Source organism: Microcoleus sp. FACHB-1515 (genome assembly GCF_014696105.1).
Lineage (GTDB): Bacteria > Cyanobacteriota > Cyanobacteriia > Elainellales > Elainellaceae > JAAUTJ01.
Map to the genome: position 1 here is coordinate 53,751 of NZ_JACJPO010000012.1, position 20,131 is coordinate 73,881.

Here is a 20,131-nt window from a genome sequence, read left to right on the forward strand (position 1 = left end):
TGCGATCGCTGATTTTGCTGTTTTGCTGACGGCGATCGCTTGTTGGCAGCAAGATGTAGAGCAAGACTTTGTCAGCCTACGCGATCGGCAGGGAAAATCGAAACGTGCTGCCGACGCCCAGTTCGCTTTCGACTTCGATCGCGCCGCCTTGCAGTTCGACCAAGCGGCGCGAGATGGCAAGACCAATGCCCGTTCCGCCCGATGTGCGGTTGCGCGATCGATCGGCTCGCCAAAAGCGCTCAAACACCTGCGGCAAATCTTCTGGCGCGATGCCAATGCCCGTGTCGCTGATCGCAATCCACACTCGGCTACCGTCCGGCTTGACGGAAACCTCGATCGAGCCTGCGGGCGTATAGCGAATCGCATTGCCGATTAGATTCACCAAAATTTGCTCAACCCGCTCGGCATCGGCCAAGACTAGCGGCACGGCAGGCGGATAAATCAGCTTTAAGTTTGGGCTGGTTTCGTCCAAAAGCTGATCGGAAAAGCGCTGCACGAGGCTAGAAAGTAGCGGCTGCAAGTCCAACGGTTGCACGTCGATCGCCAGATAGCCCGCTTCCATCTTGGAAAGCTCCTGCAAGTCATCGACCAGACGGCGCATCCGCGTGGTTTCGCTCAGCAAGCGCTGATGCACTTCCGGCGTGGGATCGATCGCGCCATCGCTCAAGCCCTCCAAATATCCGGCCAGCACGGTCAACGGTGTGCGAAGTTCGTGCGTCAAATCGCTGACCAGATCGCGCCGTCGATGCTCGATGTTTTCGATCGCTGCCGCCATCCGGTTAAAGCTCATTGCCAGATGGTCAAATTCTTCGATTTCCTGAGCGCCCATCCGCTCGTCCATTTCACCCGCCGCAAACTTCTGGGTAATCTCTTCCATCTGCTCTAGCGGCTGCACAATCCGCCGCGACAGCCAGTAGCTGACGCCCGCTGCCGTTCCCACACCGCTCACCACCGCCCACAGCGCACCTCGCGACCAAGCCGTATCAAAGCCGCGCACCAGTTCTTTGCGATATTGCCAAACGCGAAAGCCGCGCACTTCAATTTGCCGCAGATACACGGCGAAAAAGCGCGGCGAAAAAATCTTGCCGATCGCCAAAATCGTCACCAGCGCCACGACCAGCACGATCAAATGTGAGAAAAACAGGCGCGATCGCAGCCCTCCATTTTTCATGGCTAAGCGGCATCCTCAAACTTATAGCCCACGCCGATCACCGTTTTCACAAAAGTCGGACTAGCCGGATCAGGCTCAATTTTCTTTCGCAACCGAGCAATATGCGTGTCCACCACGCGCTCATCGCCAAAGAAATCGCCGCCCCACAGTTTTTCAATCAGTTGCGATCGATTCCACACGCGCCCCGGATGGCTCATAAACGTCGAGAGCAAATCAAACTCCAGTGTGGTCAAATCCAGCGGTTCCGCTGTGCCTTCCAGCAGGCGATTGGCGACGCGCTGTTCGATATCGATCGCAAAGTGCGCCGTTTGATAGCCCTGCGACTGTCCGCCCTGCCGCAGAGTGCGTCGCAGCAGAGCGCGAACGCGGGCGACCAGTTCACGCGGACTGAACGGCTTCACCATATAGTCATCCGCTCCAGTCGAAAGGCCGATGATGCGATCGATCTCTTCCCCTTTCGCCGTCAGCATCAAAATGTAAGGATCTTTGGCTCCGGGCTTTTGGCGAATGCGGGCGCACACTTCCAGTCCGTCCAGTCCGGGCAGCATCAGGTCAAGAATGATTAAGTCGGGCTGCTGCTCTTGAAACATCTGCACAGCGGTCAGGCCATCGCGACAAACCCGACAGGCAAAGCCTTCTTTCTCCAGATACATCTGGATCAACTTGGCGATCTCGACTTCATCTTCCACAATCAAAATGTCCATAATCATTGACTTTATGGCACACTTCGGCCATCTATGAATAGAACGATCGAGCGCATCTTAACGAATTTTCCTCATCCTCAATTCCTCCCCCTCAGGAAGAGGGACTTTGAAATCCGGTTCCCCTTCTCCCTGGGGGAAAGGGAAAGGGGATGAGGGGGCTGTTTAACGCTAAGATGCTTCTTCATTCTCGCAAGCGGTTCAAAATCAAGCAGAAATTTTTGGTTCACTGCCATGAAAACCGTCACTCCTCATCGATCGCAGCCCACCAAGCTGCAAACGCTCGCCACCAAGCTGCAAGCCGCCCTCACTCCACCGCTTTCGATTCGCTGCGGCCACAAAGACGATCGACTATTAATCTTGGCAGAAATCTCGGCAGAACAATCGCAAGAGACTGATCAAAGCTCACTCTTTGCTCGGTTGCAGGCAGCGATCGAATCAATTCAATCAGACGTACTTGCCGCCGTTGATGCGGCTGACGCGCTGCCTGTACAGATGTTTTTGCGCGTCAAGGGACAGGCTCAGCCCTATGCAATGCAAGAATTTTCTCTTGCTTCCGCAGGCGCGATCGTACCCGCCACCAGCGCGATCGTGGCGTCCCGGAACGATATCGTTGCCACAAAGACAACTGCCCCGCTTGCTTTGGTGGAAGCTGATTTGGAGCCAACAAGCGATCGGCGTTGGCGCGATGCATCGCTGCCTGTCGGCGTTTTGGGGCTGGGCGTTTTGGTGGCAGTGACGGCGTTTGGCGGCAGCTTGTGGGCAATGACGCGCCCTTGTGTTTTGGGAAACTGTGTGCCGCTGGTGCAGGCCGAGCGACTGCGAGAAACGGCAGGTCAGACGATCGCCACGACGACATCCGCCCAAGCCGTGATCGACGCTTACGATCAACTGACGAAAGCGAGCGATTTGCTCGAAACAATTCCGCCTTGGTCGCGGCGGCATGACGAAGCGCAATCTCAACTGCAACTCGTGCAGGCTCAAGCAGGCGAACTCCAGCAGATCGTGTCTGCCCTGCATCTGGCAAACGCCGCCGCCCTAAAAAGCCAAAATCCGCCGCACCCGTTTCGCACGTGGCAGGAAATCCGTGCCGACTGGCAGCAGGCGATCGCTCGTGTCCAGCAGGTTCCACCCGACAGCCCGGTGGCGTCTCTCGCCCAGCGCAAACTGACGGAATATCAAGCCAACCTCGCCACGATCAGCCGCCGCATCGACCTGGAACGGCAGGCACAAGCGCAGTTGAACAACGCGCGATCGACCGCTCGCATTGCTGAAGCTAGAGAAGGCGTCGCCAACTCGGTTGATAGCTGGCAGCTTGTGCAGGCGACTTGGGAAAGCGTCGTGTCCGCGCTGCAAAAAGTGCCCGCGACGACAATGGCGCAAACCGAAGCCCAACAGCTTTTGGCAATCTACCAGCCAAAACTCGCAGCATCTCGCGATCGCGCTACCCGCGAAACCGCCTCGACTCGGTTCTACAACGATGCCCTGAGTGCCGCCAATCAAGCCGAAGCTGCCGAGCGGAATCGCGCTTGGTCGCAAGCCGTTGAAGCGTGGCAGTCTGCTCTCACCAATGCTCAGCAAGTTCCGCCCAACACGATCTATCACGATCGCACCCAGCCGCTACTTGCCGCTTATGGAACGGCATTGGCGCGATCGCGAGAAATGTTGAAGACGGCAAGAGCGCAGGAGGCGGCAGCGGACGATCTCGATCGCACCTGCAACGGCTCGCCCAAAATCTGCGATTTCTCGTTTGCCGATCAAGCGATTCGGGTGCGGATCACCTCAACTTACGATCGTCTCGTTGAGCAAACGATGACGCAAACCCGTATGAGCGGCGACTATGCAACTCAGGCCGACCTGCTCTCTCATGTCAATTCTCTGTTGCGGGCACTGGCAGCAATCAGTGAAAATGCCGACTTGCCGATCGAGCTTTACAATTCCGACGGCTCGCTGTTTGGCACGTATAAGCCAGAATTTTCCGGGTATGTGCCGAGGTGAGGCATTAGCGACGGTTAAACTGCCAGGCGGCATTGAAGAATTGACGGGCGATCGCTTGCGTAATCAAAATGCTGCTGAGGGCAGCGACAAAGGCGATCGAAACGAGCACCACCACTTGATACAGTGCCGCCTGAAACGGATCGACTCCGGCCAGAACAAGACCGCAAAAAACTCCGGGCAGCGTTGCGGCTCCAGCGATCAGCATGGCGTTGAGCGTTGGGAGAATTCCGGCTTTGATCGCGTCGTGGCGGAAAGTGGCGATCGCCTGCTGTGGATTTGCGCCTAAGCTCAGGTGCGTCTCAATCTCAATCCGACTGGATTTAAGCGAAGTGATTAGCCGTTCACCCGATTGGGCGATCGCATTGGCACTTGCCGCCAGCAGCAGTCCGGCCAGCGGAATCAAATATTGCGGCGCATACCAAGGATTCGGACGCAGCACCAGCAAATATAGATAGATCAGCGCGATCGCCACGCTGCCAACCAGCACGCCCACAGTCATCAGCAAATTCGGCAGGTCGCCCAAGCGACTGCGAGCCGTGACAACAGCAACCGCCAGCATCAGCAGCACGATCGCCAGCACCAAACCCAAATTGGGAGATGCAAACACAACCGAGAAAACCACGCCGATCGCGCCCAGTTGCAGCAGCATCCGCCCGATCGCAATCGTCATGTTCACAGGCTGCGATCGCTGCCAGGTGAGCAGTCCCAGCGTGATTGCCGCTAAACCCAGCAGCCAAGCCATGTTGGTCGGACTCAGTTCGATCGCATTCACAGCATTTGTTCAAACTTGCTTTTTGAGCGTACCGCGAAACCAGCGCCAACTTAGGATCGAGCTATGACGACGATCGCCTATCTCTACCTGGAACCGCTGCTCGACACCCAGCCGAATGCTGCATGGGGTCAAGCTGTCGATCGCGTCTATTCCGACTGGGGCGATCGCTCCCAGTGGGATCAGCTTTTGCAAGATTGTCAAACGGCAAGCGTCGAAACGGTTCTTGTCCGCAGGCTGGCAGATTTGGGCGAAACGGTTGCAGCGGTGAGCGATCGCCTGACTGCTCTAGAAGCCTTGGGGATCACTTTAATTTCTCTCGAAGAACCGATTGCAGAGGGACTGAAGCGATCGGATTTGCTGCGTCTGCTGGCAACGCTTCCCGCCGATCAGCGGCAGCAAAAACTGCGGCTAGGCCATGCCCGCAATCGCCTTAAAGCCCTTCCGCCACCGGGAAAAGCGCCCTACGGCTATCGACGCGGAAAAGATCGGTATGCGATCGATCGTGCGACGGCTCCGGTCGTCAAAGATTTTTTCGATCACTTTTTGCTTTATGGTTCGCTGCGCGGCAGCGTCCGCCATCTCGAAAAAAAATACGGCAAAAAAATTTCCGCCTCAACCGGAAAACGCTGGCTCACCAGTCCAATCTATCGCGGCGATTTGGTTTATCAAACTGGGGAAGTGATGCCAAACACACATCCGGCAATTTTGCCGCGTGCCGAAGCCGCCCAGATCGATCGCCTCTTGCGCCGCAATCGCCGTTTGCCGCCCAGAACCGCGAGTGCGCCGCGATCGCTGGCTGGACTTGTCACCTGCGCTCAGTGTCAGTCCGGCATGACGATCGCCCGCGTCAAAACGCGCCGTCAGGAATATCTGTATCTGCGTCCGACAAGCTGCCCGCAAAAGCCGAAATGTCGCGCTTTGGCTTATGAGGAGGTGCTGCGGCGATCGATCGAGCAAATTTGCGCTCAACTGCCTGCCGCTGTTGCTGCCACGCCACAGCCGGATGTCAGTCGCATTCAGCAGGCGATCGCTGCCGAAATTGCCGCGAAAGAATCGACGCTAGCCAAAATTCCGACGCTGGAAGCTGAAGGCATTCTGGATGCAGAAACGGCTGAACTGCGAATCTACAAACTCAAAACGGAACTCGCGACCTTGCAGGCAAAACTGGCGCAACTGCCGCCCGCCAACTTGCAAGCGATCGCTCAAACCGTTTCCATCCCGCAATTCTGGCTAGATTTATCGGAAGCCGAACGCCGCTTTTATTTTCGCGAATTTCTAAGAACGATCGAGATCGATCGATCCGCTGAGACTTGGCAAATTCGACTTGTCCTCATCTTTTAGCGTGGCAGCGAAAAAGCGATCGACATAGAAAAGGGCAATTTGATTGCCCAAACCGCGAAAAACTGCATCAAATGCATGTTCCGACCAAGGAAGCTCGATCATCGCGCTCGGAACTTGCTCGGATCGCAATCGATCGAACAGCGATCGGCCAAACTTCGCCTGCACAATATGATCGCGACTGCCATAAATCAACAGCGTCGGCGGAGTCGATCGATTCACAAATTCAATCGGTGATGCTTGTCGATACTGCTCCGGCAGTTCGGCAGGCGTTCCACCCAAAAAGGCTTCAAGGACGGCGCGAGTGTCGATCGGGTCAGGAGAAGGCGGATCGGCATAGCCTTGCGCTAAATCAACAGGGCCGTAATAGTTCACGACCGATCGAATCACCGCATCGTTCGCTTGATATCCGGCCAGCATCGCCAAATGTGCGCCCGCCGATCGCCCGATCAGCCCAATGCGATCGACATCCGTTTCATATTCCGCTGCGTGATCCCGGATGAACTGCAATGCCGTTTTCACATCCTCAAGCTGAATGGGAAAGCGAAACTGCGGCGCGTGCCGATAGTCGATCGCCCAAACCACATAGCCTTTTGCTGCCATGTAGCGATTGAAATCGGCGTTGTCTGAGGGACTGCCTGCCCGCCATGCGCCACCATAGATCGCAACGATCGCCGGATAAATTCCGACTTCCAGCGGGCGATACACCTCCAAATGCAGCGGCACACCATCCGGCTTGGCAAACTCGATCGCCGCCGTCTGCCGGACAGCAGCAATCGGGACGCCGCGAAACACGCCTGCGATTGCTCCAAGCGCAGAAGGCGCAGGCGAATTCCCAAACGCCTGCTCAAAACTCGACTGGGCACGATCGATCGTGCCAAAAAGCTGCACGACCGGAAGCAAGCTCAACACCAGCGCAATCGCACTCAGGCCAATCGCGACATGAACTTTGCGAATCAAGCTGAGTGCGATCGCGCCCAAGCTCAGCACCACCAGCCAAGGACTGATTTCCGGTGCGCCCACACCCAGCGGCAGCAAAGCAAAAATCGGAGCCGGAACGACGATCCACAGGCTGAGGAATAAGGTGAAGCTGGCGATCGCGATGGAGAACATAACTCGATCGAGTAATGAGCAAACAGCCGCCCTCATCCCCTACGCCGTGTTTTAGAACCCGCTTAATCCTCCCCAACCCCATAAAAAAGAGGGAGTCATCCTCAAAGTCCGGGTTCTCAAGGGGGATTTAGGGGGATCTCAGTGGAGAAATCTCACCACCAAGAGGTTTTAACACACCCCCTAGCCCCTTCTCCGAGAGAAGGGAAACCAACCTTCAAAGTCCCTCTCCCTGGGGGAGAGGGATTCAGCAAGGGGGCTGTTATTCTCAGCCGATCAATTCCTTCACCTTGTTCATGATCCCCACTGGATCAATGCCCTGATGCGGATATTGTTCCCACAGGCCGCCGCAGCCTTCGTGATGCGTTCCCAGATGGGCATACTTCGGAGTCAAGCCGCGCTCCAGCAGCCAGGTTCCAAAGCGGCTACCGAGTCCCGTGCGGCGGTTGAAAGCTTCCACGACGAGAACAAACGGCGCATTGCCGACTTTGGCAATCATTTCCTCATCGACCACATTCAGTGTTGCCTTGTTGATCAATCCGACATCCACGCCTTCTTGCTTCAGCCGTTCGACCGCATCAAGCGCACGATACAGTCCTTCGCCAAAGCTGACAACATATCCGGCTGTACCTTCGCGGATGACTTCATCTTTGCCAGGCGTAAACTGATAGCCGCTGCCGTAGAAATCGTTGCCCTGACTGTCAAGAATGTTTGGGGTTTTCGATCGCGTCGAGAACACAAATCGCAGGCCGGGCTGATGGAAAATCGCATCAATGCAGGCGGTCATCTGTCCCGCATCCGCAGGGAAATACAGCGCGGTTGGATAGCCATCATCCAGGCCATTGTCGGCAAACATATTGTTGATGCCGAAGTGACAGGTGTTGTCGGCCATGTCATCGACGCCCGCATGAGAGAAATGACACAGCACGTTCGACTTGTTCAGTCGCGCCATTGTGATTTCCGAGATGCACATTTCCAAAAAGGCGCTGAACGTCGCGAAAATCCCTTGCTTGCCCTCGGCCATGCCAAATCCGGCAGCGGCGGAAAAGTTGCCCCGCTCCATGATCCCCGCATTGATAAAAATTTCAGGATAGGCATCGTGAATCGGCTTGAAGCCGACCGAGCCTTCCAGATCGCTGTCGATTACCAAAACTTTTTCCTTGCGCTCCGTCTCGCTCATCTGCCCCAGCACCTTCACGACCGACTCGCCAAACACAACGCGATTGGCTTTCATCTGATCGCCCGATCCCAGGAAGGTGTAGTCCTGCTTCGGATACTGCACGTTCTTGAGGAAATTCACCGCATCCGTCAGGCCGCGCTTTTCCAGGTAGGGAATCGCATGTTTCACGGGGATCACGTCATGACCGTGATTCGAGCCTTCGATTCCTTCAATGCCAACCGCCATTTTGCGCTTGTTGACCAAGGCGATCGGTCCCGGCGTCGTCACGGCTTCGCACATGCGGCGATACAGATCGTCTAGATCCTCGCCGTCGCCTTCGTTGACGCTGAGGCCATGACCTTCTAGCGTTTTGGCAACCGAAAAACCGGGTAAATAGTCAGAAGGGTGTCCGGCGATCGTCACGTCGTTGTCGTCAATAAACAGCTTCACATTGAGATGCTGCGCGACTGCTAGCCTTGCGGCCTCGGCATCGTTGCCTTCCTGCTGCGACCCGTCAGAACCGAGGCAAACCACGACCTTACCGGGATTCGCCAGTGCAACCCCGTTGATGTACGGCCAGATGTGCCCCAAGCGACCGGAACTGAACTTGATCCCCGGAGCCATGCCTAATTCTGGGTGTCCGGGCAGCATCGAATGCGCTTCGCGATAGCGGACAAGCTGTTCGGCAGGTAGATCGCCATAGATCGCCGCCATCAGGTATTGCGTCGCGACCCGATGTCCAGCTTCATCAAAGAAAATCGGCACAAATTTATCCGGTGCGCCTCGGAAAAACGCATCGAGAATCACCACTTCCGGCACGGTGTCGTAGGGGCCACCCGTGTGCCCACCGACGCCTTTGGCGGCTCCGGTGGCCGTAAACAGAATGATCGCATCACGACACAGTTGAATATTGGCTTTCAGGGCTTGCCGCTGTTCATCCGTCAGCGTGGGATTGGTGGGATCAAGCGCAATTTTTTGATAAGCACCCAGATCGATCGGAAAAGGAGCAGGAGTTGTCATGACCAGAGTCCTAATGGCAGCTTTGATGGCACGATTCACCAAAACTATAGAACGATCGCGCCGCCTCTGGCTCAATTGATAGCATTGGGGATCGGATGTCGGGGATCAAAAATTGGCTGTGAAGCAGCGCGGCCATAGCAAATTGGAGCAATTCGGTTTGCGACAGAAGGCGAGGCGGCTCCGTTGTCATTTCTGACAGCGCAGTAAAATTGCCCTGAATCAGGAAAGAGCGCGATCGCCACTGTTGCACTCAGCAGCATCCGAGTAAGATGACGAATACTCTCGCTGGAGTTGAGGAGTGGTTTGAATGTTGAGGCGCAATGTGCAGTTGATGCAGCCGCTCTTGGCTGAATTTCGAGCCGCCTGCGTGGAATTGGGGCTAAAGCTGCCTGCCAGCACGCCGCAAATCGATCGCCAAGTTGCCCAGATCCTTACTGCACGCGGACGGCTTGCCAAGCTGCACCGCCAAATTCAGCGCTACCTGATTCGAGAAATGCCGCCACCGATGCGCCAACAGCTTCACACGCTGCTGCACAGCACAAGCGATCTATTGCAGCTTGCCGACAGTCTAGTTTTTCTGGCCGAAGAATATCCGCTTGATCCCGAAGGCTCGATCGCCTGTTCGAGACGGCTGCATCTGCACAAAATAAATGTTCTCGCTCAGATGCAGCGATCGCTGCCGCTGGCGATTGACACGAATGCGATCGGCTCCTAGGGCGTGTTTTCAAAGCTCCAGCGAGTGGAGGGTGCGCGATTACGGTACGGATTAGCTTGGCTGGCCGCGAAGCGCTCTTTGCAGGAATCGATTCCCCTAAATCCCCCTTGTTAAGGGAGACTTTGAGGAGTGGTTCGGCTCCCTCCTCAGCAAGGAGGGTTGGGGAGGATCATGCAGTTTCAAATATGCCCTAACCCCCAACCCCTATTATGGAGTCAGCCCAGAAAACGCATCTGTTCTGTAATGACTCAACTTCGACTCAATCTCGTAGAAGGCTCGGTTTCCTTCAGCTTTTCGCCTCAAGCCGCGCAAGATTTGCAAAGCGCGATCGCCAATCTCATGCAGTCGCTCAAAGCCGTCGCCACCAAAGCCAGCGGCAAACCTGCGCCCCAACAGCCGATGCAGTATCAGCACACGGGCGAGGTGTTTTTGGAAATTTTTTGCAATCCGAATATTTGGCCGAGTCCATTCGCTGCGAAAGTTCTCGTCACCGTCCGAGACGATCGCATTCGCCTGACGACCGAGGCAGAACTGACGCGCCTAATTGAAGATTTGAACCTGTATCTTGAAAACAATTCTTAACGCTCAAAGGCTCAAATTTGAAAACGTCAGCTCGATCGACGCAAGTGCAGCGGAGGTCGATCGGGCTGAGGCATGAGCAGCGACTAGTCGTTTTCCCAATCTTCGCGACCGAGCAAATCGCCAATGCGATCGCGCAAGAGATAGCTACTTTTCTCCAGCTCGCACTCGACCGAAGCCCATTCGCGAGCGGGAATATACTGGCAAAGCACATAGATCGGCTGATTGCGGCTAACAACGCCTTGCTGCACAAGCTGCCGCGCTTCGTCTTGAATAAATTGCATCGAGTACTGTACTGACTGAATCATAATCCGTCCTCTATCTTGTTCGAGTTCAAGTGTGCTACTTTGAAAGCCTTACGCAGACCGTCGAGTGCTGCCTTGGGAGGTCACGTCCCCATCGAAATAGCAAGTGTAATGGCCTATACCAAATAATTTTTATTTTTACGCTAACTACCTCAGAATTATATTAAAAAAAGTAACAAAAGTCACTAAACTCCTATCAAAAGAATGAGCAGCTTAAGAGATATCGATCGCCAGCATTGAAATAACTCTATGGAACATGCTTCTGCATCCGCGATTGAATCACTGTTGCGCTGTATTCATTTTTGCGTTGAAGCGCTTGCGAGTCTGTTGTCCGTCACACACTGCTTTGAGTACATTTGACCGCGATCGCATTTTCCCTTCGCTCAAGCAACTTTTCATTATTGCTTCGAGCGCCAAAAAACCAGCAAAGCGCAAGCATCTCTTAAGAAATGACGCTCGCGCCTTGCTGAAACAGACAGCCTCAGATCCATCGCAGCACTTTCGATTCTAGGAAAACTTGCGCGGTCGTCCGCCTCTGAAAGGTTTTTCGCGTTTCTCGCGCTGGAGAGTGTGAGAGCGATTTGCAGTTAAGGTAGATATTTCGCCACCCAGACATCCCAAACTGGACTGCGGGGATTGGTTGCACCAAGCGATCCGCCTGTAATTCCCATCACGTGAATTTGATTGACACTATCGACAGCGATCGCATAGGCTCGATCTTCCCAACGAGTTGCTAGCAGTTCACCCCACAGATTGCTGCCTTGGCTATTAAATTTGGCAAAATAGGCGTTCCAACTTCCGCCAACGGTCGCCGAGCCGAAAGCATCTTGCGTCCGGCCAGAAACATACAAATCGTCTGCTTGGTCGATCGCCAAGTCCGCTAAATCCGTCACGAAAGAACCGAATTGAGTTGTCCAAATTTGTGCGCCGTCGGCTGTAAATTTGCTGATCCAAGGTTTGTTTTCCGGCCAAATACTGCCCGCAGAACCACCCGTATTGCCACCAACGTAAACGTTATCGGCACGATCGATCACGATGGCATTGGCTCGATCGATCGGGCTAGCCGAACCAAACTGTTTCACCCAAAGCAAGCTGCCTGCTGTGCTGTATTTGGCAAGCCAAGCATCATCGCCACCTGCACTGCTTCCAGCAAGTGCGCCTGGAGTTTCACCTGCAATGTAGGCATTGCCCTGGCTATCGACCGCAACGCTAAACGCTTCGTCATAGCCGGAAGTGCCGAGTTGTCCCGTCCACTGACGCTCGCCATTGCTATTGTACTTGGCAACCCAGGCATCTAAGCTTCCGGCATTCGCACCACCGATCGAACCAGATGTTCGACCCGTGATGTACAAGTTTCCGCTGGAGTCAATTGCAATGTCGTTGCCAATGTTGCCACTGCCTCGCAAATAGTCAATCCAAAGCTGATTGCCGCTGCTGTCATACTTGGCAATAAACGCGCTAGCCCGGTTAAATTGACCAGACCCAGCAGTTGCGCCTGTGAGATAAAGATTTCCAGCACTGTCCGTCACCAGACCCTTGATGTAGTCATTGCTTGATGTTGCAATTTTACGGAGCCACTGCTGATTTCCGGCTGCATCGTATTTCGCAAACCAGGCGTCGTCAAAGCCTGCTCGTGAACCACCGCCAACAGTGCTGTTGGAATTGCCACTGATGAAGGTGTTGCCAAAGCGATCGATCGCGATCGCTTCCGCATGATTGTTGGCTGCCGTTGCCCTCTCAGGATTATCCGTTGGGATTTGTCGAATCCAGGCTTGTCTAGGGTTGGCTGAAGTTGAGGGCGCAGGCGTGGGCGCAGGCGTGGGCGCAGGCGTGGGCGCAGGTGTGGGAACAGGTGCAGGTGTGGGAACAGGTGCAGGTGCAGGCGTGGGTGTGGGCGTTGCCGTTGCAGAGGCTTGCAGCGAGTAGGGCGTGTCACCACTGCGGCGAAACACGCGCAGGTAGTAAGTGCCTGCTGCCAAAGTTGTTTGAATTTGCTCTGACGATGTGCCGCTCTTGTTCGATCGCTGCAATTGCCGTCCGCGATTGTTCAACAATGCCAGATCCGCATTGGCTCGCAACCGCCCCAATGACACGGTGAGCGAACTTCTCCCTGTAAGCTGAAATCGAAAGAAATCTTGTGTATCCGATCGACCAACCTGTCCGCTTCGAGCTAGCTGTCTGTTGGTGAGATTACCCAGAGAATTCGTAGTGCCGAGGCTGTTGTCATTTCTTGCCATTTCGTCAGCATTTAGTGTTTTGTTGCAGCAAACGATGCTGATCGCACGGTGGCCGACCGAGTAGCTGATGTGTTCGATTACCAGCAAGAGCGCAGCATGATAGTCAGAATCATACTCAGAACTTCAGTGATTCTACGATCGCTTTACGAAAGCTTTATTTCATAGGCGATCGCAAAAGCCGAGGCAGTTGACACCCCGGCTTCCACAGATATCTCAAGAGTTGATCGCGCTAGCGCACTGCTGCCGCTTCGTAACGACTCGTCAGGCGGCTAAGCTGCTGCACCAACAAGCTGAGGAACAAGCCCACGTCTGTCACCACGCCGACCGATTCAACCGAGCCGCGATCGCTCAGCTTCGTCACCACAGCCGGATTGATATCGACGCAAACCATCTTCACGCCTGCCGGAGTCATGTTGCCCACCCCGATCGAATGCAGCATCGAGGAGAGCATCAAAATCATATCTGCGCCTTCAATCAGTCGAGCGTAATCGGATTGCGCCTGAATTAAATCCATCTGTGTATCAGGCAAGGGACCATCATCGCGAATTGACCCAGCCAGCGAGAACGGCACATTTTTCTTCACACACTCGTAGAAAATGCCACTGGTGACAATGCCTTGATTGACCGCTTCAGCAATGCTGCCGTAGCGTCGAATCGTGTTGATCGCCTTCAGGTGGTGACGATGCCCGCCTCGAACAGAAACGCCGCGCTTCATATCCATGCCCAGCGACGTGCCCATCATCGACTGCTCAATATCGTGAACGGCGATCGCATTGCCACCGAGCAACGCCTGCACATAGCCCTCGCGAATCAGATGCGACAGATGCTCGCCGCCTCCCGTGTGAATTACAACCGGGCCAGCCGTGACAACGACCTTGCCGCCCTGATCGCGAATCTTCCGCAGTTCCCAGGCAATTTGCTCCACGACCAGTTCCACGCGCCGTTCGCTCGACACGCCCGCGCCCATAAAGCTAAATTCCTGAGTGGGCTGCGGATTGCGAGCTTCCGGCTTGCGGACGGTGCGAATGCCGCTGGTGCCGACAACGACGCGATCGCCCTCCGCCAAGTCGCGCAAAAGGCTACAGCGAGCCGTCAAACCGTTCGGGGTCTCGGAGACGACGATCGCCCCGTCCATCCGCTGATTCTGAACGCGCACCCACTGATTTTTCACCAGCACTTCCGTCGGATAGATTGTCGTCACATAGAAGTCATCTGGCGCAACTCCCGCTTTGGGCGCGGTTTCCAGCGTGCAGTTGGACACTTCATTCGAGACGGCCACTGCACCCATGTCGATCAGTTGCGACATGATCGTTTCCATCACGTCGCGAGAGGGAGCCGTTACCTTCACTTCTGCCGATGATGTACTTTGCCGCTGTTCGCCCAAGCGGAAATTTAAGACTTGAAAGCTGCCGCCCGCTTCGACAATCAGATCCAGGGCGCGGTTGACAATGCCAGAATCAAGCAGATGGCCTTCAAGCTGAATCACGCGAGAGTCGATCGCAGCAGCCGCGTGAACTTCGACGCGCACAGGTTCCGTCACGCGCAAGGTCAAGCATTTCGCCGCGCCGCCCGCTTTGAGAAATTCAGTCAAGGGCGTTTCGATCACCTCAAAGCCGACGTTCGCCAAGCGCTGCTTCAGGTCATCGCTGGCCTGATTCATCACGATCGTGCGATCGACATTCACGGCATTGCAGGCAAAATTCACCGCATCCGCCTCGGCCACCGGAATTCGCTTCGCTTCTGGGACGCGCATCTCGATCAGCCGATTCGAGTAGGCATCAAACGCAGGCGGATAGTACAGCAAATAGCCGTCCGTCAAGGGGCAAAAGCAAGTGTCGAGATGGTAGAAGCGATCGTCCATCAGGCGCAGCGACAGCACTTCAATATCCAGCCACTTGGCGAGGTAGGGGTGTGAATCAAGCTCCGATCGAAAGCCGTAACCCGCCCACAGCCAGCGGCCTTCGCGATCGAGCAAGGCATCGCCCGCGCCTTCAAACGGCAAATCTTTCGGCAGTTCAAACACGGTGTAGCCCTGCTGCTCAAACCACGCTTTGAAAAACGGCTCTTCGCCCTGCCGCTCTTTGTGATAGAAACGGCTCAAAACGACGTTATCGCCCAACACCAAGCCCGCATTCGCCGTAAACACCATATCGGGCACGCCTTTTTGCGGCTCGATCAAGTCCACAGCGGCAAGATCTTTCAAAATAAAGTGCAGCTTGTCCCACTGTTCGGCAGCGCGATCGCGAGACGACTTGTGAATATTTCCTTCCATCCAAGGATTGATCACATAGTCCACGTCGTAGTGATCGGGCGAACACATCAAAATCCGAATCGGAGCGCTCATAAAATTCCTGTCGCGTTGGGTAGATAGACACGGCATCGCCACGCGCAGGCAAAATTCGCCATAGCAGGCCGGATACCCACGAAAATCAAGATCCTATTCTATTACTTTGTGACAGTCGATCGAGCAAAGAGCGATCGATGTCAAGCCTTCCTCACTTTGTGAAGATTATGTTGTTTGGGGTCTTGGGGCGATCGTACTCAGCCAAATCGAATTGCCAAAAGTTCACTTTCCAGAAATTTGAGTATGAAAGTGCAACCCTTCAGAGCGGTTAGATCATCGAATACAAATCAGAGATTTCAAAATTAACGAATTGCTATCTTTGGTAATTTCTAGAAGTAATCATCCTAGTAAACAATCTAGTCAATCTGCTAGATGTTGCAGCCCTAATTGCGCTGCAATTTGAGTCAGCCACAGATAGGAATGCTGAAAGGGCGATAGCGTAAGCAGCACAGCATCAAATGTAGCAGGCGCTCTGGTCTGGTTTAGCGCCCCTCGCAAGTAGTATTTTTGTATTAGTCAATCGCTGACCTGGGATAGACGGCGATCGCCCTATCCCACTTCGATAATTGAGTCAAAGCAGCATTTAATATAGGAATCCTAAAAATGTCGATCGAAGAATTGCGGAAAAGCGACATGATGGCGCATTTGCTAGATGCGCTTGATGAAGGCAAAGATATTGGTCACTATGGCCGCTTGACGTTTGCGATGATTGCCCGTCACTTCATGGACGATGACGCGCTGATTGAATATCTGCAAAAAGACAAAGACTTCAGCGAAGTGGAAGCCAAAGCATTGGTTAAGCAGGTGGAAGGCAAAGACTACAATCCACCGAAGCGCGATCGCATTTTGGACTGGCAAAGCCAGCAGGAATTTCCGATTTGTCCGAATGCTGATGATCCAGATTCCTGCAATGTCTATCGCGATCTAAAGTTTCCCGATCACGTTTACGAACACATTTCCAGCTACTACGAACACAAAGTTTAACTTGTAATCGAGAGGAAGGTGCGATCGCGCCTTCCTTCTTTATTCGGTCAATAAGCAGTCTTGAATATCTTGAAGCGTGATGTAGTCTTTTGGTTTTGCAAGAGAGCGGTTGGCGAGAATTCGCATCGGTGAATTTGGCTCACCCAAATCGGAAACGACGAGAATCGCTTCGTGCAAATCTTCTTGAGCGGTGTAGCTGCTGACGGTGACAAGTGTGCGGAATCCAGCCGCGATCGCGGCCACCAAACCCTGACGCGAATCTTCAATCACCAAGGTATTTTGAGTGGACAAATTCAATCGTTCTTTTGCTAGCAAATAAATATCTGGAGCGGGTTTTTTGTGGGACACAATGTCGCCTGCAAAAATGTGAAACTGCGCGGCTTGTTCCTGACCAACCACGTATTCTAGAACGGCACGAACTGAAGATTCGGCAGAAGTGGAAGCGACAACGAGTGTCCAACCGGAGGCGATCGCCTCGTTTGTCAATCGAGCAATTCCGGGACGAGCAGGTAATCTTCCGCTCTGCACCATGTCTTGATAAACCGCACTTTTGTAGCGATGCCACTGGGCAATCAGTTGTTGTTGCTCATCTGGATTGGTTGGCAGCTTTGCCGCTGCGATCAATTCGGGAGTGAGCAGGCTTGCCATTCGTTCTTTGCCGCCGCCGATCGCCAGCTTTTCTGCATAGTCGGCTTGCGACCACTGCACGGGCAATCCGAAATGTTGAAAGGTTTGGTTGAAGGCGGGCAAATGTCCATCGCGCTCGGTGTCAGCGAGAACGCCATCGCAGTCAAAAATAATTGCGCTCATGCGATCTTCAGCAAATTTGGGATCGATTCTACGTCGCTATTCGACCACTTTGCGAAGGGCATTGCGAGCGATCGCGGCAATATACAGCGAGGCGGCGATCGTGGCGATTAATCCCAACCCGTAAAGCGCGGATTCGATCGGCGTTTTGCTGCGGGTGGCTGCGCCAGAGAATAGCGCTGCCAAGTTGCCAAACAGCGCACCGATATAAACGTACATCAGCGTTCCAGGAATCATGCCGATCGCGCCGAGCACATAATCGCGTAGCGAAACCTGCGTGATTCCATAGGCGTAATTTTGCAGCACAAACGGAAAGACAGGTGACAGGCGCGTCAGCAAAACGATTTTCAGCCCTTCTGCCCCGACTGCCCGATCGATCGCTTGAAACGTCGAATTTCGGGCAATGCGATCGGCCACCCAGCCGCGAGCAAGATAGCGCCCAATCAAGAAAGCGGCGATTGATCCCAGCGTCGCTCCAATAAAAACCACCACCGATCCGACCAGCCAGCCATAAACTGCGCCCGCTCCCAGCGTCAGGAAAAAGCTGGGAAAGCAAACGATCGTCGCCGCGATGTACAAACCCACAAAGGCGATCGCGCCTGCTGTGCCAAGTCCGTCAACCCAAACGAGCGCCGATTCAATCAGATCAGCAGGTGCAGTCATGGTGAAAAAGTAAAGGCTATGAGCGCGATTCTATAGCAGAGATGAGGAATTGGGGATTAGCGGTTCGGCTGAAATTAACGCGGGCGTGCGGGATGCGGCGATCCTGTTTTTGGCAAGAAGCGATCGATTCCGGTGAACGGAGTGGCGCGATCGAGCCATAATAAATTTGTGAAGGTTTGTGAAGACGCATGAAACGATTTGCCCTGGTTCGATCGATCCTGCTGCTGGCAGTCTGCTGGCTGCTCTCAGTTCAGCCTGTTTGGGCGGCGAGTGCGGAACTAAGTTGGCTGGATGCACCTGCGGCAGATTCGTCCAGCTTCCAAAAGGCGATGGCTCCGCAAACCTGGCAGTTTCCGCAGGATTTTGGTCCGCATGAAGGCTATCAAACCGAATGGTGGTACTACACCGGAAACTTGCAAACGGCAGAAGGGCGACCGTTTGGATTTCAGTTGACGTTCTTTCGGCAGGCAATTACTCCTGAAGCACAAACTGTCTCCAACGCATCCCACTGGCGCGGCAATCAAATCTACTCGGCACACTTCACGCTCAGCGACATTGCCGAAAAGCAGTTTTATCCCTACGAGCGCTTTAGTCGCGGACAAATTAACTTGGCCGGAGCCGAAAACGATCCTTATCACGTTTGGCTGGAAGACTGGTCAGCGATCGCAACTGCCCCAAATCAAGTGCGCTTGCAGGCGAAAAGCGACCAAATCGCGATCGATCTGACTGTGACGCAAACGCGCCCGCCCGTTTTGCAGGGCGATCGCGGCTACAGCGTGAAGGGAGCAGAACCGGGAAATGCCTCGTACTACTATTCGCTGGTGCAGCAGCTAACGGCGGGAACGGTGACGATCGCCGATCAAACCTATGAGGTCACAGGCATTACCTGGAAAGACCACGAATATTCGACCAGTGCGCTGACAGCCGGAACGGTCGGCTGGGATTGGTTTTCGATGCAGTTTGAGAACGGCGCAGCGTTGATGCTGTATCTGCTCAGGCATGATGACGGATCGATCGAACCGCAGTCCGCAGGCAAGTTCATTCTGTCAGACGGCACGACACAAGCGATCGCCAAAGACGACTGGAATATCCGCGTTCTCGACACCTGGAAAAGTCCAAGCAGCAAAGCCACCTATCCGGCAAAGTGGGCGATCGATCTGCCCAAGCTCGATCTGTCGCTGACGGCTCAAGCTTTGATGCCCAACCAAGAACTGAACACGGCAACAGCAACTTATTGGGAAGGCGCAGTTGGCTTTCAGGGAAGCTGGCAAGATCAGCCGCTTCGCGGTCAAGGCTATGTGGAATTGACCGGATACGCCGATCGCCTCGATTCCCTTCTGGCCGAGCGAACGCCCTAATCCTCTTGCAAGAAGCGGGGTCGCGCCGCTTGTGTTTCCGTCAAGAGCGCTTCGATCGCGTCCCAATCTGCTCGATCGACGCAATCGATCATTTCGTCGAGTCGATCGCGATAGATTAACAGCGCTTGCCGCAGTGCCGCCTGATTGTAGCAAGCCATCATCACGCCGAGTTCAGGAACGCCGCCCCCGACGCGACTCGCATCGCGAAAGCCAGAACTCGCCAGCTTTTGAGCTAAATTTTGAATCGTGGCGTCCGGTTCGCTCAGGCAGGCGCGAATCAGGCTGGCGCTAACCATGACGGGCAGATGCGAAATCCAAGCAACTGCGCGATCGTGCGCTTCAGGCTCGCACTCATACACGATCGCACCGACGGCTTTGGCGATTTCGGTGACGATCGCGATCGCTTCCGGTGGCGTGGAGTCGATCGGCGTCAGCACATACGGCTTTTGCACAAATAGATCGGCCTCAGCAACATCCAGTCCGCTTTCGGCTTTTCCGGCCATTGGATGTCCGCCCACGAAGTTCGGCCAGAGGGGAGCGATCGTCTCGACAATGCTGGCCTTTACCGATCCCACATCCGTCAAGACAGTTGTGGATTTCAGGTGAGGCAGCAGCGATCGCACGGTTGGTTCGATCGCGGCGATCGGTGTACACAAAATCACGACATCGGCAGTTGCAAGGCAATCGAAATTCACGCTGGCTTCGTCGGCTGCGCCGATCGCGATCGCCTGCTGGCAAACTTGCGATCGACGGCTGACTCCCAAGATGGTGTAGTTTCGAGTCGAATCCGTTCTGGCAGCGCTACGCGATCGCAAAGCTAAGCCGAGCGAACCGCCGATCAGCCCCAATCCAACAATGCCGACGCGCATT

17 protein-coding genes are annotated in these 20,131 nt (G+C 54.5%); 6 read left to right on the plus strand and 11 right to left on the minus strand.

What is annotated here, in order from left to right:
- Positions 1-76: 76 nt before the first annotated feature.
- Positions 77-1,171, minus strand: coding sequence for a cell wall metabolism sensor histidine kinase WalK (locus tag H6F67_RS02860; protein ID WP_190763143.1), 1,095 nt, complete (start codon positions 1,169-1,171; stop codon positions 77-79).
- Positions 1,172-1,173: 2 nt separating this feature from the next.
- The gene (locus tag H6F67_RS02865) at positions 1,174-1,875 is read right to left on the minus strand and encodes a response regulator transcription factor (RefSeq protein ID WP_190763145.1); all 702 of its coding nucleotides are present in this window, start codon (positions 1,873-1,875) and stop codon (positions 1,174-1,176) included.
- A gap of 231 nt (positions 1,876-2,106) precedes the next feature.
- Between H6F67_RS02865 and H6F67_RS02870 the strand changes: the two genes are divergently transcribed.
- Complete coding sequence (locus H6F67_RS02870; RefSeq protein ID WP_190763147.1) at positions 2,107-3,870, plus strand: hypothetical protein; 1,764 nt, start codon at positions 2,107-2,109, stop codon at positions 3,868-3,870.
- 4 nt (positions 3,871-3,874) lie between these two features.
- On the opposite strand, the gene H6F67_RS02875 is transcribed toward H6F67_RS02870, so the two are convergent.
- Entirely contained in the window at positions 3,875-4,642 is a 768-nt protein-coding gene (locus H6F67_RS02875) for an ABC transporter permease (RefSeq protein ID WP_190763149.1), read from the minus strand.
- Between the two features lie 63 nt (positions 4,643-4,705).
- Here H6F67_RS02875 and H6F67_RS02880 point away from each other — a divergent pair, with 63 nt between their 5' ends.
- Positions 4,706-5,983, plus strand: a complete 1,278-nt coding sequence (locus H6F67_RS02880; protein WP_190763151.1) for a recombinase family protein — start codon at positions 4,706-4,708, stop codon at positions 5,981-5,983.
- Here the strand turns inward: H6F67_RS02880 and H6F67_RS02885 are convergent.
- Positions 5,918-7,093 carry an alpha/beta hydrolase gene (locus H6F67_RS02885; RefSeq protein WP_190763152.1) on the minus strand — a complete coding sequence of 392 codons (1,176 nt, stop codon included), beginning with the start codon at positions 7,091-7,093 and terminating at the stop codon, positions 5,918-5,920. The two genes, H6F67_RS02880 and H6F67_RS02885, sit on opposite strands and share 66 nt — an antisense overlap.
- 265 nt (positions 7,094-7,358) lie before the next feature.
- A complete protein-coding gene (locus H6F67_RS02890; RefSeq protein ID WP_190763154.1) occupies positions 7,359-9,269 on the minus strand; it encodes a transketolase C-terminal domain-containing protein in 1,911 nt (636 codons plus the stop codon).
- Between the two features lie 307 nt (positions 9,270-9,576).
- Between H6F67_RS02890 and H6F67_RS02895 the strand changes: the two genes are divergently transcribed.
- The gene (locus H6F67_RS02895) at positions 9,577-9,984 is read left to right on the plus strand and encodes a hypothetical protein (protein WP_190763156.1); all 408 of its coding nucleotides are present in this window, start codon (positions 9,577-9,579) and stop codon (positions 9,982-9,984) included.
- 243 nt (positions 9,985-10,227) lie between these two features.
- Positions 10,228-10,566, plus strand: a complete 339-nt coding sequence (locus H6F67_RS02900) for a hypothetical protein (protein ID WP_190763158.1) — start codon at positions 10,228-10,230, stop codon at positions 10,564-10,566.
- 83 nt (positions 10,567-10,649) lie between these two features.
- Here H6F67_RS02900 and H6F67_RS02905 read toward each other — a convergent pair whose 3' ends face one another.
- The 3 genes from H6F67_RS02905 to H6F67_RS02915 all read right to left on the minus strand — a co-directional run bounded on the left by H6F67_RS02905 (position 10,650) and on the right by H6F67_RS02915 (position 15,449).
- Complete coding sequence (locus H6F67_RS02905; protein ID WP_190763160.1) at positions 10,650-10,871, minus strand: DUF4327 family protein; 222 nt, start codon at positions 10,869-10,871, stop codon at positions 10,650-10,652.
- Between the two features lie 584 nt (positions 10,872-11,455).
- Positions 11,456-13,192 carry an SBBP repeat-containing protein gene (locus H6F67_RS02910; protein WP_190763162.1) on the minus strand — a complete coding sequence of 579 codons (1,737 nt, stop codon included), beginning with the start codon at positions 13,190-13,192 and terminating at the stop codon, positions 11,456-11,458.
- A 142-nt stretch (positions 13,193-13,334) separates the two neighbouring features.
- On the minus strand, positions 13,335-15,449 hold the full coding sequence (locus H6F67_RS02915; RefSeq protein ID WP_190763164.1) for a TIGR00300 family protein: 2,115 nt from the start codon (positions 15,447-15,449) through the stop codon (positions 13,335-13,337).
- Positions 15,450-16,052: 603 nt separating this feature from the next.
- Between H6F67_RS02915 and H6F67_RS02920 the strand changes: the two genes are divergently transcribed.
- Entirely contained in the window at positions 16,053-16,433 is a 381-nt protein-coding gene (locus H6F67_RS02920) for a hypothetical protein (protein WP_190763166.1), read from the plus strand.
- A gap of 39 nt (positions 16,434-16,472) precedes the next feature.
- Here the strand turns inward: H6F67_RS02920 and H6F67_RS02925 are convergent, their stop codons facing one another.
- A complete protein-coding gene (locus H6F67_RS02925) occupies positions 16,473-17,243 on the minus strand; it encodes an HAD-IA family hydrolase (protein ID WP_190763167.1) in 771 nt (256 codons plus the stop codon).
- Positions 17,244-17,279: 36 nt separating this feature from the next.
- Positions 17,280-17,903: a TVP38/TMEM64 family protein gene (locus H6F67_RS02930; RefSeq protein WP_190763169.1), complete on the minus strand. Its 624-nt coding sequence runs from the start codon at positions 17,901-17,903 to the stop codon at positions 17,280-17,282.
- A 188-nt stretch (positions 17,904-18,091) separates the two neighbouring features.
- On the opposite strand from H6F67_RS02930, the gene H6F67_RS02935 reads away from it, so the two are divergent.
- A complete protein-coding gene (locus H6F67_RS02935) occupies positions 18,092-19,261 on the plus strand; it encodes a lipocalin-like domain-containing protein (protein WP_190763171.1) in 1,170 nt (389 codons plus the stop codon).
- On the opposite strand, the gene H6F67_RS02940 is transcribed toward H6F67_RS02935, so the two are convergent.
- On the minus strand, positions 19,258-20,130 hold the full coding sequence (locus tag H6F67_RS02940) for a prephenate/arogenate dehydrogenase (protein WP_190763173.1): 873 nt from the start codon (positions 20,128-20,130) through the stop codon (positions 19,258-19,260). The two genes, H6F67_RS02935 and H6F67_RS02940, sit on opposite strands and share 4 nt — an antisense overlap.
- Between the last annotated feature and the right edge of the window lies 1 nt (position 20,131).